General features: G+C 73.8%; 13 protein-coding genes. 10 read left to right on the forward strand and 3 right to left on the reverse strand.

Going from position 1 to position 13,738, the window contains the following annotated elements:
* Positions 1-24: 24 nt before the first annotated feature.
* Both VM95_RS06775 and VM95_RS06780 read left to right on the forward strand, forming a co-directional pair.
* Positions 25-348, forward strand: coding sequence for a hypothetical protein (locus VM95_RS06775; protein WP_045693122.1), 324 nt, complete (start codon positions 25-27; stop codon positions 346-348).
* Positions 349-572: 224 nt separating this feature from the next.
* Entirely contained in the window at positions 573-2,645 is a 2,073-nt protein-coding gene (locus VM95_RS06780) for a cholesterol oxidase substrate-binding domain-containing protein (protein WP_078859647.1), read from the forward strand.
* Between the two features lie 28 nt (positions 2,646-2,673).
* Here VM95_RS06780 and VM95_RS06785 read toward each other — a convergent pair whose 3' ends face one another.
* Entirely contained in the window at positions 2,674-3,291 is a 618-nt protein-coding gene (locus VM95_RS06785) for a helix-turn-helix domain-containing protein (RefSeq protein ID WP_078859648.1), read from the reverse strand.
* A gap of 147 nt (positions 3,292-3,438) precedes the next feature.
* On the opposite strand from VM95_RS06785, the gene VM95_RS06790 reads away from it, so the two are divergent.
* Complete coding sequence (locus VM95_RS06790; RefSeq protein ID WP_045693195.1) at positions 3,439-4,176, forward strand: AzlC family ABC transporter permease; 738 nt, start codon at positions 3,439-3,441, stop codon at positions 4,174-4,176.
* A complete protein-coding gene (locus VM95_RS06795; protein ID WP_107072872.1) occupies positions 4,176-4,484 on the forward strand; it encodes an AzlD domain-containing protein in 309 nt (102 codons plus the stop codon). Before VM95_RS06790 ends, VM95_RS06795 begins: the two co-directional genes overlap by 1 nt.
* A 141-nt stretch (positions 4,485-4,625) precedes the next feature.
* Here the strand turns inward: VM95_RS06795 and VM95_RS06800 are convergent, their stop codons facing one another.
* On the reverse strand, positions 4,626-4,934 hold the full coding sequence (locus VM95_RS06800) for a hypothetical protein (protein ID WP_052707180.1): 309 nt from the start codon (positions 4,932-4,934) through the stop codon (positions 4,626-4,628).
* A 146-nt stretch (positions 4,935-5,080) separates the two neighbouring features.
* Here VM95_RS06800 and VM95_RS06805 point away from each other — a divergent pair, with 146 nt between their 5' ends.
* The 6 genes from VM95_RS06805 to VM95_RS06830 all read left to right on the forward strand — a co-directional run bounded on the left by VM95_RS06805 (position 5,081) and on the right by VM95_RS06830 (position 11,097).
* Positions 5,081-6,268 (forward strand): acyl-CoA dehydrogenase family protein, encoded by a 1,188-nt coding sequence (locus tag VM95_RS06805; protein WP_045693125.1) that lies wholly within the window; start codon positions 5,081-5,083, stop codon positions 6,266-6,268.
* 131 nt (positions 6,269-6,399) lie between these two features.
* Positions 6,400-6,777 (forward strand): hypothetical protein, encoded by a 378-nt coding sequence (locus tag VM95_RS06810; protein ID WP_045693126.1) that lies wholly within the window; start codon positions 6,400-6,402, stop codon positions 6,775-6,777.
* 41 nt (positions 6,778-6,818) lie between these two features.
* Positions 6,819-7,595 (forward strand): ATP-grasp domain-containing protein, encoded by a 777-nt coding sequence (locus VM95_RS06815; protein WP_208615418.1) that lies wholly within the window; start codon positions 6,819-6,821, stop codon positions 7,593-7,595.
* Between the two features lie 212 nt (positions 7,596-7,807).
* Positions 7,808-8,722, forward strand: a complete 915-nt coding sequence (locus VM95_RS06820; protein WP_045693128.1) for an alkaline phosphatase family protein — start codon at positions 7,808-7,810, stop codon at positions 8,720-8,722.
* 434 nt (positions 8,723-9,156) lie between these two features.
* Positions 9,157-9,627 (forward strand): hypothetical protein, encoded by a 471-nt coding sequence (locus tag VM95_RS06825; RefSeq protein WP_244178654.1) that lies wholly within the window; start codon positions 9,157-9,159, stop codon positions 9,625-9,627.
* 162 nt (positions 9,628-9,789) lie between these two features.
* Positions 9,790-11,097, forward strand: coding sequence for a multidrug effflux MFS transporter (locus VM95_RS06830; RefSeq protein WP_045693130.1), 1,308 nt, complete (start codon positions 9,790-9,792; stop codon positions 11,095-11,097).
* Between the two features lie 170 nt (positions 11,098-11,267).
* Here VM95_RS06830 and VM95_RS06835 read toward each other — a convergent pair whose 3' ends face one another.
* On the reverse strand, positions 11,268-13,325 hold the full coding sequence (locus VM95_RS06835) for a glycosyl hydrolase family 18 protein (RefSeq protein ID WP_045693131.1): 2,058 nt from the start codon (positions 13,323-13,325) through the stop codon (positions 11,268-11,270).
* Positions 13,326-13,738 lie beyond the last annotated feature (413 nt).

A 13,738-nucleotide genomic window follows, 5' to 3' on the forward strand; every position in this document is an offset into this window, starting at 1 on the left:
CCGGGCCGGCGCCACGATGGCGGCATGACCACCGACGCCGCCGCCCTCGCCCGCTACGACGAGATCGCCGAGGAACTCGCGCCGCGCGGTGCCCGCCGCTCGCAGATGTTCGGCATGCCCTGCCTGAAGGACGTGAACGGCAAGGCGTTCGCCGGGCTGCACGGCGACGAACTGGTCTGCCGGCTCGGCCGCACGTCGGCGGAGCACGCCGAGGCCCTCGCCCTGACCGGCGCGCACCTGTTCGACCCGGCGGGCGGCCGGCCGATGAAGGACTGGGTGTGCGTGCCCGATTCGGCCGCCGACCGGTGGCACCGCTACGCGCAGGCCGCACTCGCGGCGCCGCGCTGACACCGGCGGCCGCGCACCGGTCCGGCGTTTCGCGCCGTACTCACCCGAAGGGGTGAGAAAGCGGCCGGACCGCTTCAAACCGCCGCACGGCCCTTCGTACGCTCCACACCGGGACGGGCCGGGACACCGCCGCCCCGGCCCGTCGCATCCGTGCCCGGGCGACCAGCACGGCGGTCCGGCACGGCGATCGGCGCCGCGACCAGCGAGGGATCGAGGGCGGGCGGATGGCCACCGAGCACGGCGCACAGGACGCAGCAGGCGGCCGGGGGAGCGACGAGGGGAGCGACGAGGGGAGCGGCCGGGGGAGCAGCCGAGGGGGCGGCCGAGGCGGCGACCGGGAGAGCGGCCTCACCCGGCGGCGACTGCTCGGCGCCTCGGCAGCCCTCGGCGGCGCGGCCTGGCTGCTACGCGGAACCATCGGCCCGGACGACGCCGATGCCGCCGCACCGGGCAACCCCGTCGCACCTGCCCTACCTGCTGGACCTGTCGCACCTGCCGTACCCGGCGCCGTGCCCCCGCTGCCCGCACCGCCCGCACTGCCCGCCGGCACCGAGTTGTACCGGCGGGTCTTCCAGAACTGGTCCGGCGAGATCCGCACCGACCGGCTGTGGACCTGCGCACCCCGCACCCCCGAGGAACTGCCCGCCCTCGCCGACTGGGCCCACGCCAACGGCTGGCGACTGCGCGCCTGCGGCTACCGGCACACCTGGGCGCCGCTCACCGTCGCGGACGGCACCACGGAGAACAGCCGCGTCCTGATCGTGGACACCAGCCGCCACCTCACCGCCCTCACCGCCGACTCGCCCACCACCGTCCGGGCACAGACCGGCGCCACCATGGAAGCCCTGCTCGCCCACCTCGCCGACCGGGGCCTCGGCCTGACCGCCTGCCCGGCTCCCGGCGAGATCACCGTGGGCGGCGCGCTCGCCATCGGCGGCCACGGCACCGCCGTCCCCGCAGTCGGCGAGACCCGGCCGGACGGGCACGGCTACGGCTCGGTCAGCAACCAGGTGGTCCGGCTGACCGCTGTCGTCCTCGACCCGGCCACCGGCCGCTACACGCTGCGCACCTTCGAGCGTGGTGAGGCCGACAGCGCCGCCTTCCTCGTGCACCTGGGCCGCGCGTTCCTCACCGAGGTCGTCCTGCGGGCCGGCGCCGACCGGCCGCTGCGCTGCGTCAGCCGGCTCGACATCCCGGCGAGCGAACTCTTCGCCCGCCCAGAGCCCGACCGCGACCCCGACCCCGACTCCGAGAGTGGAGGGGGCGGCGGGGGCCTGCTGGGAGGCTCGCCGGGCGGCGCCCCGGGCGGCGAAGGACCGCGCACCTTCGCCGACTTCGTCGACCGCGACGGCCGCGCCGAAGCCATCTGGTTCGCCTACACGGACTTCCCCTGGCTCAAGACCTGGAGCGTCTCCCCGGCCAAACCGTTCGCCTCCCGGGCCGTCGACCAGCCCTACAACTATCCCTTCTCGGACCGCGTTCCGGAACCGGTCGCCCGACTCGTCGGCCAAGTCGTCGGCGGCGCCTGGGCGTCGGCCCCACTGTTCGGCCAACTCCAGTACCTCGTCGCCAAAGTGGCGCTCACCGGCGACCTCACGGACGTCCTGCTCTCCGGTACGGCCCTGCGCGACCTGCTCACCGGCGAGCTGATCACCCACCTGCTCGCCGGCGGCCTGCGCTCCGACCTCTGGGGGCCGTCGCGCGACCTGCTCCACTACGTCCGCCCCACCACCCTGCGGGTCACCGCCAACGGCTATGCCGTCCTCACCCGGCGCGCCGACCTGCAGTGGGCGGTCGCCGAATTCGCCGCCCACTACCGGACGCTGCTCGACGAGTACCGGGCCCGCGGCGAGTACCCCGTGAACGGCGCGGTGGAGATCCGCGTCACCGGCCTGGACGACCCCACGAGCTGCGAAGTCCCCGGCGCCCGGCCGCCGTTGCTGTCCGCACTGCGCCCGCGCGCCGACCGCCCCGAGTGGGACACCGCGCTCTGGCTCGACGTCCTCGCCTTCCCCGGCACCCCCGGGCTGGAACGCTTCGCCCGCGACCTCGAACAGTGGCTGCTGCGCACCTTCGACGGCACCCGGGCCGGCCTGCGGGTCGAATGGTCCAAGGGCTGGGCCTACACCGCCGACGCGGCCTGGTCCGACCCGGACCTGCTCGACCGGGTCATCCCCGGGAGCCTGCGCGCCGGCGGCGGCCCCGGCTGGGACGAGGCGGTCGCCGTGCTGGACCGCCACGACCCGCACCGGGTGTTCGGAAACCCCTTCCTGGACCGGCTGTTGAAGCACGGCTGACATCCGGCGTCCGTCATGTGACGAACCGTCAGATGTGCTCCATCACGATCACCGCGAGGGTGTCCGGAGCCAGCGCGCGGAACACGTGCGGGGCGTCGCCCGGGTAGCTGATGTAGTCGCCCGGGCCGAGCTCGACCGGCTCCGCGGACGGGCCGACCAGCGCCCGGCCGTTCCCGATCATCACGTGCTCGACGGTGCCGGGCATGTGCGGGTCGGAGGCCCGCGTCTCGCCCGGCTGCGCCTCGATCCGGTAGATGTCGCGCCGGGCGTTCGGCGGGCAGGACGACAGCACGGTGGCCGCGTAGTCGGCGCGTTCGGAGTGGGTCACCGGGCCCTCGCCGACCCGGATCACCTTGACCGTCGGGCGCGGTGGGTCGACCAGCCGGCTGAACGGCACGTTCAGTGCGACGCCGAGCGCCCAGAGCGTCTCCACGCTGGGGTTGCCGGCGCCGGACTCCAGTTGGGAGAGCGTGGACTTGGCGATGCCCGCGCGCCGGGCGAGCTCGGCCATCGACAGCCCGCTGCGTTCGCGCTCGCGCCGGATCGAGGCGGCGATCTGGCCGATCAGCTCGGTACCGGTGGGACCGCCGATGGGACCGCCGGTGTCCGCGGGGCCGGTGGGTGGGGTGGTCAGGGGGTCAGTCATGATCGCCGCTCACGCTTCCTTCGGGCTCCCGCTCCGACTGCTGGTGGCGTTCATGCTGCCACGGCCGTCGAGAGCGCCTCGCCGTTCGGTCTGCCGGTCTCCTCGTTCGGCTTGACGAACCGCCCCGAGGGGTTCACTCTAATGGACATGCGTTCGCTCCTTCGAACCCTGGAGCATGCCACTCTCCGTGACATCGCCCTGGTCTGCCTCGCCGACGCGCTCGTCGGCGCCTCCTTCGGCGCGATCAGCGTCTCCGGCGGCCTGCCCCTGTGGGTGCCGCTCGCCATGTCGGTGCTCGTCTTCGCCGGCGGCTCGCAGTTCGCCGCGGTCGGCGTGGTGCTCTCCGGCGGCGGCGCGCTCGCGGCCGTCGCCACCGGGCTGGTGCTCAACGCCCGGCTGCTGCCCTTCGGCTTCACCGTCGCCGACGTGCTCCAAGGCCCCTGGTGGCGGAGGCTGATCGGCGCGCAGCTGATCACCGACGAGTCCGCCGCGTTCGTGCTGCAACAGGACGACGGGCGGCGGCGCCGCGCCGTGTTCTGGACCTGCGGGATCGCCCTCTTCGTGGTGTGGAACGTCGCTGTGCTGCTCGGGGCGCTCGCGGGCGGAATGATCGGCGACACCGACGCGCTGGGCCTGGACGCGGCCTTCCCCGCCGTGCTGCTCGCCCTCGTGCTGCCCTCGCTGACCGACCGCCGCACCCGAACTGCCGCCCTGGTGGGCGCGGTTGCCGCCGTCGCGGCGACGCCCTACCTCCCGGCCGGACTGCCGGTGCTGCTGGCCCTGGTCGGGCTGCTGTTCGCGGGACGGCCGGCCGGCGGGGCGGCCGGACCGGAGGTGGCCGACCCGGCCGCGGAGGAGCCCGTGTCGAAGGAGGCCGTCCGATGATGCCGCTCTACGCCGTCCTGCTGCTGGCCGCCGGGACCTACGCGTTCCGCCTGGCCGGGCCGCTGCTCGGCCACCGCCTCGCCCTCTCGGAGCGGCTGCGGCACCTGCTGGCCGTCGCGGCCGCGGTGCTGCTGGTCGCCCTGGTGGCGACCGGCGCCCTCACGCAGGGGCACGGCTTCGCCGGCTGGGCCCGCCCGGCGGGCGTCCTGGTCGCGGGGGTGCTCGCGCTGCGCCGGGCGCCGTTCCCCCTGGTGGTCGTCGCCGGCGCGGCGACGGCGGCGCTGCTGCGGCTGTGCGGGGTGGGGTGACGGCGGCGTCGGCCGGCGGGGCGCGAACGGCGACCCGCGACTCGCGGCCGGCGGCCCGCGAACAACGAACAACTGACAACTTTCAGCGAACAGATAACAGATGTTGAAATCTGTTATCTGTTCGCTGTAATTCGTTCGCCGTCAGCTGTTCCCGTCCGCCTGCACCTCGGGCCGCTTGCTGTCCCACAGCAGCTCCCACACCCGGAACACGCAGTGGTAGTCGCGCATGCTCCCCCGGGAGATCAGCAGGAAGGTGTCCCCGTCCCGGAGCAGCATCTGGTGCCGGGGGCTCATCGGGTGCTGCGGGGTGAACGTCGGGGCGATCCGCCTCAGCTCCTCGACGGCCTTTTCGCGCGTGCCCACGACCTCGGCGAGCACCTGGTGGCCCCAAGTCCGGTCCCTGCCCACGCCCACCACCTCCTCGACGACCAGTGCCCAGCGCCGCGTCATGTCCCGCCTCCCCGCGTCCCGGTGTCCCCGTGTCGTTTTCCTCACGCGCTCGTGCCCGCCCGACCCCCGGCCGCGTGCGCGATACTCGCCGGTACTCGGACCCCAGTCGAACGCCGAGCATTCCGCCGAGACTACAAGGAGCTTCGATGACGAAGCCGACCCGGATCGACCCCGCCGACCTGCTCGCCGTGGGCGACCTCCTCTCCGACGAGGAGCGGCTGATCCGCGACACCGTCCGCAGGTTCACCGAGGAGCGGATCCGCCCCCACATCGGCGACTGGTTCGAGCACGGCACCGTCCCGGTGCGCGAGCTCGCCCCCGAGCTCGGTGCCCTCGGCGTGCTCGGCATGCACCTCGACGGCTACGGCTGCGCGGGCGCCGGGGCGGTCGCGTACGGCGTCGCCTGCATGGAGCTCGAGGCGGCCGACTCCGGCCTGCGCAGCTTCGTCTCCGTCCAGGGCTCGCTCGCGATGCGCTCGATCCACGCCTACGGCTCCGAGGAGCAGAAGCAGCGCTGGCTGCCCGGCATGGCCGCCGGCGAGCTGATCGGCTGCTTCGGCCTCACCGAGCCGGACTTCGGCTCCGACCCGGCCAACATGCGCACCCGCGCCGTCCGCAAGGGCGGCGAGCGCGGCGACTGGGTGCTGTCCGGCAGCAAGATGTGGATCACCAACGGCAGCATCGCCGACGTCGCCGTCGTCTGGGCGCAGACCGAGGAGGGCGTGCGCGGCTTCCTGGTCGAGCGCGGCACCCCCGGCCTGACCGCCACCGACGTGCACGGCAAGCTCTCCCTGCGCGCCTCCGTCACCAGCGAACTCGCCTTCGACGAGGTCGTCCTGCCCGCCGACGCCGTGCTCCCCGGCGTCACCGGCCTGCGCGGGCCGCTGTCCTCCCTCAACGAGGCCCGCTACGGCATCCTCTGGGGCACCGTCGGCGCCGCCCGCGACTGCTACACCGCCGCCCTCGACTACGCCAAGAGCCGGATCCAGTTCGACCGCCCGATCGCGGGCTTCCAGCTCACCCAGCAGAAGCTGGTCGAGATGATGCTGGAGGTCGAGAAGGCCTACCTGGTGGCCCTGCGGATCGGCCGCCTCAAGGAGGAGGGCGCCGCCCGCCCGCAGCACATCAGCTTCGGCAAGCTCAACAACGTCCGCACCGCGCTGGAGGTCGCCCGCAGCGCCCGGACCGTCCTCGGCGCCAACGGCATCACCACCGAGTACCCGGTGCTGCGGCACGCCAACAACCTGGAGTCGGTGCTCACCTACGAGGGCACCAGCGAGATCCACACCCTGATCCTCGGCGAGGCCATCACCGGCGAGTCCGCCTACCGCTGACGGCCTGTCCGCGTCCGCCGGTCCCGGTCCGGCCGGTCCGGCCGGTCCACCCCGTCCACTCCCGTCGACCCCCGTCGACCAGCGGAAATCCGGTAGCCGGGCCCGCCGCGGCCCGGCTACCGTCCCCTGTCATGAAGAGCGACCGGACCGCGCAGACGCCCCCGACCACCACCCTCTGGCGCCCCACCGGCCCGCAGGAGCTGGCGCTGGTCGAGGCCGCCGACTGGCGCGCCTGGCCGCCCCGCCTGCCCGAGCAGCCGATCTTCTACCCCGTCCTGAACGAGGACTACGCGATCAGGATCGCCCGGGACTGGAACGTGCCCGCCTCCGGCGTCGGCTACGTCACCCGCTTCGAGGCCGACACCGCCTTCCTCGCCCGCTACCCCGTACAGCAGGCCGGCGGCCGAACCATCCTCGAACTGTGGGTGCCTGCCGAGGAGTTGGGCGAGTTCAACCGGCACATCGTCGGCCGGATCGAGGTCGTCCACGAATTCCGGCCCCAGTCGTGACAGGCCCAGCCGTGACGGCCCCGGCCGCGCCGCAGCGCGTCCTGCTCACCTCCGCCCAGCCCACCAGCACCACCGCGCTGCTCACCGAAGCCGCCGCCCGCCGCGGCCTCGCCACCGCCGTCCTCGACGGCCCGGCCACCGTCGGGCACCTCGCCGGGCGGCCCGTCCACTGGTACGGCGGGCCGCTCGCCGCCGCCCGCATCGCCGCCCCGCTCGGCCTCGCCCTCCTCGAGCCCGACGACGACTGGCTCGCCCGACTGCCCCATGAGTTCACCCGCCGCCGGATCGAACTCACCACCCTCGCCGACGCCTGGACGCTGCGCCACCCGGCGTTCGTCAAACCGCCCGCCGACAAGTCGATCCCGCCCGCCGTCTACCCGGACGGCTCGCGGCTGCCGCGCACCGGCGACCGGATCGGCCCCGACACGCCCGTCCTGGTCAGCGAACCGGTGACCTTCGCCGCCGAGTACCGCCTGTTCGTCCTCGACGGCGAGGTACGCACCGGAAGCCGCTACGCCCGCTTCGGCCGGCTCGACCCGGCACCGCTGACCGCCGACGCCACCGCCTTCGCCCGCCGCCTGCTCGACGCGCTCGGCGACACCCTGCCCGGCGCCGTCGCCCTCGACGTCGGCCCGATCGCCGACCCGTACGACCCGGTCGAGCACTGGGCCGTCGTCGAGGCCAACCTGCCGTGGTTCGCGCACTGCTACGCCGCCGACCCCGAGCGCGTCCTGGACGTCGTGCTGCGCGCCGCCGGCCCGGCCGCCGACCTCGCCGAGGCCGACCGCTGTTTCGTCCGCCGCCCGCCCGCCGGGTGACGCCGGGGCCCGCCGGGCGACGCCAGTCCCGCCGGGCCCGGCCGGCCTCTACCCGGCCTCTACCCGGCCGACACGTCCGCCCGACACCCGCCGGACACCCCCCGTTCCACGGGCCGACGCCGGACGGTACGGCGGGCGGTGAAGCATGGCGCGGTCGGCGGCGCCTCGGCGGGCGCGGCCGGGTGTGTACGACCGAAAGGAACCCCCTCGCCATGACCGCTGCCCAGTGGCCCCGCCCCCGCGTGCTCGTCGTCGGCATCGACGGCGTCCGCCACGACTACCTGGCCGAGGTGCCGATGCCGCGCCTCCAGGAAGTCGCCGAGGCCGGGTTCCTGGTGCCGGTCACCGTCGCGGACTCCGTGCCCACCATGTCCGGCCCCTGCTGGGCCACCATCGTGACCGGCGTCGAGCCCGCCAAGCACGGCGTCTGGGGCAACCACCTGGCCGGCAACCGGCTCGACGTCTTCCCCGACTTCGCCACCCGCCTCAACCGCGGCGACCGCCGCCGCACCTTCGTCGCCGCCGGCTGGGACCCGCTGATGATCAACGAGTCCGGCGGCCCGCTCTTCCGCGCCCCCGGCCGGCTCTCCTACATAGCCCCCGCCGAGGACACCCCCGAAGCCTGGGAGACCGTCGACGAGGAGGTCACCCGCGAGGCCGTCCACGTCCTCGGCACCGCCGACCCCGAGGCCTCCTTCGTCTACCTCGGCGCCGTCGACGAGACCGCCCACTTCCTCGGCTGCGGCGAGGAGTACCGCGCCTCCATGCGCACCGCCGACGAACGCCTCGGCCGCCTCCTCGACGCCGTCCGCGGCCGCGCCACCTACGCGGACGAGCAGTGGACCGTCATCGTCGTCACCGACCACGGACACGTCGACGCCGGCGGCCACGGCGGCCGCACCGCCGAGGAGCGCACCGCCTGGGTCGCCTGCGCCGGGCACGACATCCCGGCCGGCCCGCCGACCGGCGAGATCCGCCACCCCGACGTCGCCGCCCAGGTGTACGCCTCGCTGCTGCGCCCGATCGACCCGCACTGGACACTCGACGGCCGGCCCTTCCCGCTCGCCCGACCCGTGCCGGCGACGGTGCCGCAGACGGCGCCGGAGACAGTGCCGGCCACGGTCTGACGGACCGGCGACAGCGGCCCGACGCCCCGACGCCCCGGCCTCCGCAGCGCCCTGACGGGGCCTCGCCCCCCCCGGCCGCCCGTCCACCGATGCGCCCAGGTGCAGCAGGCCGGGCTGCGGCCGGGCCGGGTCTGCGCGACGCTCGATCGGGACCGTACCCACCCCGCCGGACCCGGGGACGTACGCCTGAAGGTGGAGACCGCACCCCGTGGGTCGGAGGCGCAACCGCGACCTGGTGGTGACGCCCGGCGAGGACGCCGCACGAGACGATGGGTACACCCGGACGGCGTACCGCACCGGCCGGAACGGCGGTACGTTCGGGCGGACGCGGAAGCGGGCGCCACCGGCACCACGGACACACCACACACGGACACACCACACCGGTCCACCCACACGGGGCCGCACGGAGAGGGCAGACGGGCATGAAGGGCATCGTGAGCAAGGTCGCACTGGGAGTCGCGGGCACCGGCATGGCCGTCGCCGTGGCCGCCGTGGCAATCGGCCCGCGCGTGTCCGACTGGTACGACGGACGCCACCAGGAGCAGTCCTCGTACGACACCGGCGTGCAGGCCAAGTCCGACCGCCGCTCCATGCCGGGTTGGCTGCCCGACAACGCCTCCTCGGTCAAGTACCTGATGTCCACCACCGGCGACGACCGCCTGCTGCGCGCCACCCTCCCCGAGGGCCGGCTGCCCGCCGGCTGCACCAACGGCGTGCCCGGCAAGGGCCTGCACCCGGTGCCGGTCTCCCTCAAGGCCGGCTGGTTCCCGCAGGACGTCGGCGCCAAGGCCACCGGCACCTGCGGGCACTACAACGTCTCGCTCCACGGCAACCAGCTCTACGCCTGGCAGGACGGCGCCGCGGTGCAGGCGGCCCTGCGCGCCGAGCACCCCGCCAAGCGCTGAGCGGCCCGGCCGAGGGGTCCGTCCGGCCCGCCCGCACCTCCCGGTGCGGGCGGGCCGTCGCCGTGCGACCGGACCCCCTCCTGTCGCAACCCGGCCGGGCTGCGGTAGGACGGGGCGTGAACAAACCTCACCCCGCCCCGCTCCCCGTCCGATAGGAGAACCATGCCCGGCCCGACCGCCGGCGCCGCCGGACCCGCCGGCGACACCCCCACCGACCCCCACACCGCCCCCGCCGCCGAGGCCGCCGAGCCCGGCTCCGGTGACCCGGCCGCCACCGGCCTGGCCACCGTCGTCGTCCTCGGCGGCCTCGCCGCACTCGGCCCGCTCACCACGGACCTCTACCTGCCGGGCCTGCCCGCCATCGCGGACGACCTGGCCGCCCAACCGGCGGCCGTCCAGCTCACCCTCACCTTCTCGATGTTCGGGGTCGCGGCCGGACAGCTGCTCTTCGGGCCGCTCAGCGACCGCTTCGGTCGCCGCCCGCCCCTGCTCGCCGGAATGGTCCTGTTCACCCTCGCCAGCGTGCTCTGCGCGCTCGCGCCGAGCCTGCCGGTGCTGATCGCCGGCCGCTTCGTCCAGGGCGTGGCCGGGTCGGCCGGACTGGTCATCGGACGGGCCGTCGCCCGGGACCGGTTCAAGGGCGTCGCGATGCTGCGCTTCCTCGCCTCGATCACCCTCATCTCCGGACTGGCGCCGATCCTCGCGCCGATCGTCGGGGCGCAGCTGCTGCGCGTCACCTCGTGGCGCGGCACCTTCGGCGCGCTGACCGCGCTCGGGCTGCTGCTCACCCTCGGCGCGTTCGGAGCGCTGCGCGAGACGCTGCCCGCCGGGGCCCGGGACCGCGGCGGGATCGGGGCGACGCTGCAGACGATGGGGCGGCTGCTGCGCGACCTGCCGTTCCTGGGGCTGGCGCTGACCAGCAGTTTCGCCTACGGGGCGCTGTTCGGGTACATCAGCGGGTCGTCGACGGTGCTCCAGCACGTGTTCCGGGTGTCGCCGCAGACCTACAGCCTGCTGTTCGGGCTGAACTCGGTGGCGATCGTCGTGATGACGCAGCTGAACGGGCGGGTGCTGGCGCGCCGCTTCACGTCGCGGGCCCTGGTGCTGGGCGGGCTCGGCGCGGCGGTCGCGGCGGGGGCGGCCCTGGTGCTGGGGACGCGGCTGTGGGACCTCGGGCTGATCGGGTTCTGCCTGCCGCTGTTCGTGCTGATGGGCAGCCTGGGGGTGCTGCTGCCGAACACCGCCGCGGAGGCGCTCAGCCTGGTCGAGCCGCAGACGGCCGGTACGGCGGCGGCACTGCTCGGCACCGGCAACTTCCTCGCCGGCGCGGTGGTGGCGCCGCTGAGCAGCCTGGGCGGTCAGCCGTCCGCGGTGCTGCTGGCCGCCGTGGTGCTGGTCTGCGGGCTGCTGGCGACGGCGACCTACCTCGCGCTGTGCCGGCCGGCGCAGATGCGGACGGCGGAGGCCTGACGGAGCACGGTGGACGGCGAACAACGAACAACGAACAGCGAACAACTGACAACAAACAGATAACAGCCGACAGATGTTGAAATCTGTCGGCTGTTATCTGTTATCTGTTATCCGTCCGCTGTGATCCGTCCGCCGCTCGCAGTCGGCGATCGGCTGTCAGCGGTCGGCCGTCAGGCGATCGAGAAGTCGTCGCCGTACACGTTCCCCTGGCCGTACCAGCCGTGCAGGTACACGGTGACGGTGCCGGAGGCGCCGGTGGTGAACGGGACGGTCAGCTTGGTCCAGCCGGAGGCGTTGGCCCAGGTGCTGGCGGTCGCACCGCCGCTGACGCCGAGGTACGCGTAGTTGCCCTGCACCCAGCCGCTCAGCGTGTAGCCGGTGTTGGGCTTGAGGGTGACGGTCTGCGAGCACTCGCCGGTCTGGCCGGCGTCCGCCGCGGCCTGCAGGGCGTAGGAGCCGGAGTGCACCGGGGTGCTGACGACCGCGCCGCCGCTCTGGCAGGTCCACGGGGCGAGGTTGCCGGTCTCCAGGCCGCCGTTGACCAGGCCGGTCGGCGGCGGGGTGGCCCCGGTGACGGTCAGCGAGTAGGTCGCGGTGTGGGTGCCGGACGGCGCGGTCGCGGTCACGGTGAGCGGATAGGTGCCCGCCGTGGCGGCCGAGTTGGTGGTGATGTTGAGCGTGGCGCTGCCGCCCGCGGTGACGGTGCCGGGGGTGACGGTGGCGGTGACGCCCGCCGGTGCGCCGCTGACCGACAGGTTCAGGCTCTGCGCCGAACCGCCGGTGACCGCCGTCGAGATGGCCGCCGTGGCGGACGAACCGGCCGCCACCGTGCCGGAGTTGGGGTTCACCGCGACCGAGAAGTCGTTGCCGGGCTGGGTGCCCGTGACGGTCAGCGTGAAGACGCCGGTGTGGCTGCCGGAGGCCGCGCTTCCGGTGACCGTCAGCGGGTAACTGCCGGGCGCCACGGCCGAGGTGGTGGTGATGTTGAGCGTGGCGCTGCCGCCCGCGGTGACGGTGCCGGGGGTGACGGTGGCGGTGACGCCCGCCGGTGCGCCGCTGACCGACAGGCTGACGCTCTGCGCCGAACCCGCCGTCACCGCCGTCGAGATGGCCGCGGAGGTGGACGAACCAGCCTTGACAGTCGCAGAGTTGGGGTTGAACGCGACGGAGAAGTCGTTGGTGACCGTCGAGCCGCCGGTGAACGGCGCGAAGATGTGGGTGAAGTCCCAGGTGTTCTGCGCGATTCCGGAGCAGGAGTCGTCGCCGCCCTTGCCCGGGCAGCCGCCGTTGTCCCGCTGCAGGGCCCAGAAGGACAGCGTGTTGATGCCCTTGGACACCGCCCAGTTGTACACGGTGGTCGCGTTGGCCACGGTGAAGGTCTCGGCCGCGCCGAAGTCGTCGATGCCGGGCATCTCGATGATCCCGATCGAACCCCACAGCTGGGCGGGGGACTTGGCCGGGTAGAGGGTGGCGAGCTGGTTGTAGAGGCCCTGCGCGGAGGTCTGGGTGTCGGCCGCCATGTCGTGGGCGGCGTTGTCGTAGTAGTCGAAGGTCATCATGTTGACGACGTCGATCCGCGCCTTGTTGCTGACCGCGTTGCGCAGCACCGCGAGACCGTTGTCGGCGAGCCCGCCGGTGGTGGTCGGCAGGGTGTAGGAGAACTGGACGTTGCGCCCGTTGGCGGCGGCCCAGTCCTGCACCTGCTTGATCGCCTTGTTGCGGCGGTCGATGCCGGCGGTGTTGGTCAGCGAGTTGTCCTCGATGTCGAGGTCGATCCGGCTGATGTCGTAGGTGGTGATCAGGTTCTGGTAGGCGGCCGCGATCTGGTTGACGTCGGTGCAGCTGTCCGCGAGTTCGGTGCCGGTGTTGTCGGCGGTGTAGCCGCCGAACGAGGGGATCACGTCCCCGCCGTTGGCCCGGATCGTGGCGATGTCGGCACCGAAGGTGGAGGAGGCGACGGGCTTGGAGGTGTCGCCGTTCCAGTACGGGGTGCAGGAGCCCTTGGTGGCGGCCTGCAGGAAGGCCATCGTCAGGTACTTGGCGCCGGACTGGGCGGCGAGCGTGGCGGGGCTCTGCCCCGTCCAGGACTCGAAGTAGGGCGCGAAGACCCGGCTGGGGAGCGGGGTCGCGGCCTGGGCGGTACCGGTGCCGGCGGCGACCAGGCCGGCCGAGGCGGCCAGGGTGGCGCAGGCCGTCAGGGCCGCCTGGATGGTTCTGCGTAGACGCATCGGTTCTCCAACGAACGTGGTGGGGGATGGTGTTGGGGCGTCGGCGAGTTCGCGGTGCCGGGAGTTCGCGGGGTGGTGGGTGGGCTCGGCGCAGCGAGCGGTTCGGTACGGCAAAGGGGATGGAGCGGCAGGGGCGTCGGAGCGGCGGCGGCGCTGCGGACGCGCGCATGCCGGACGGGGCGGGGGTGGAGCGGAACAGGGCAGGGCAGGGCAGGGCAGTGCCTCAGCCGCCGGTGGTCACACCCCCACAGTGCATCCCGGTCGGATCGACATGCCTATGTTTGGACTAGACCACTTCTCTGTCAAGAGTCCTTACTGTTCGTCAGCGCACCGCCCCGGCCCAGCCGCTTGCGGGAGATCGCCGGGGCCCGGAAGGTTCGGGAAACGCCGCGACCGCGCACCCGGTGACGGGG

Origin of the sequence: Streptomyces rubellomurinus (genome assembly GCF_000961885.1) — a bacterium.
GTDB classification, from domain to species: domain Bacteria; phylum Actinomycetota; class Actinomycetes; order Streptomycetales; family Streptomycetaceae; genus Kitasatospora; species Kitasatospora rubellomurina.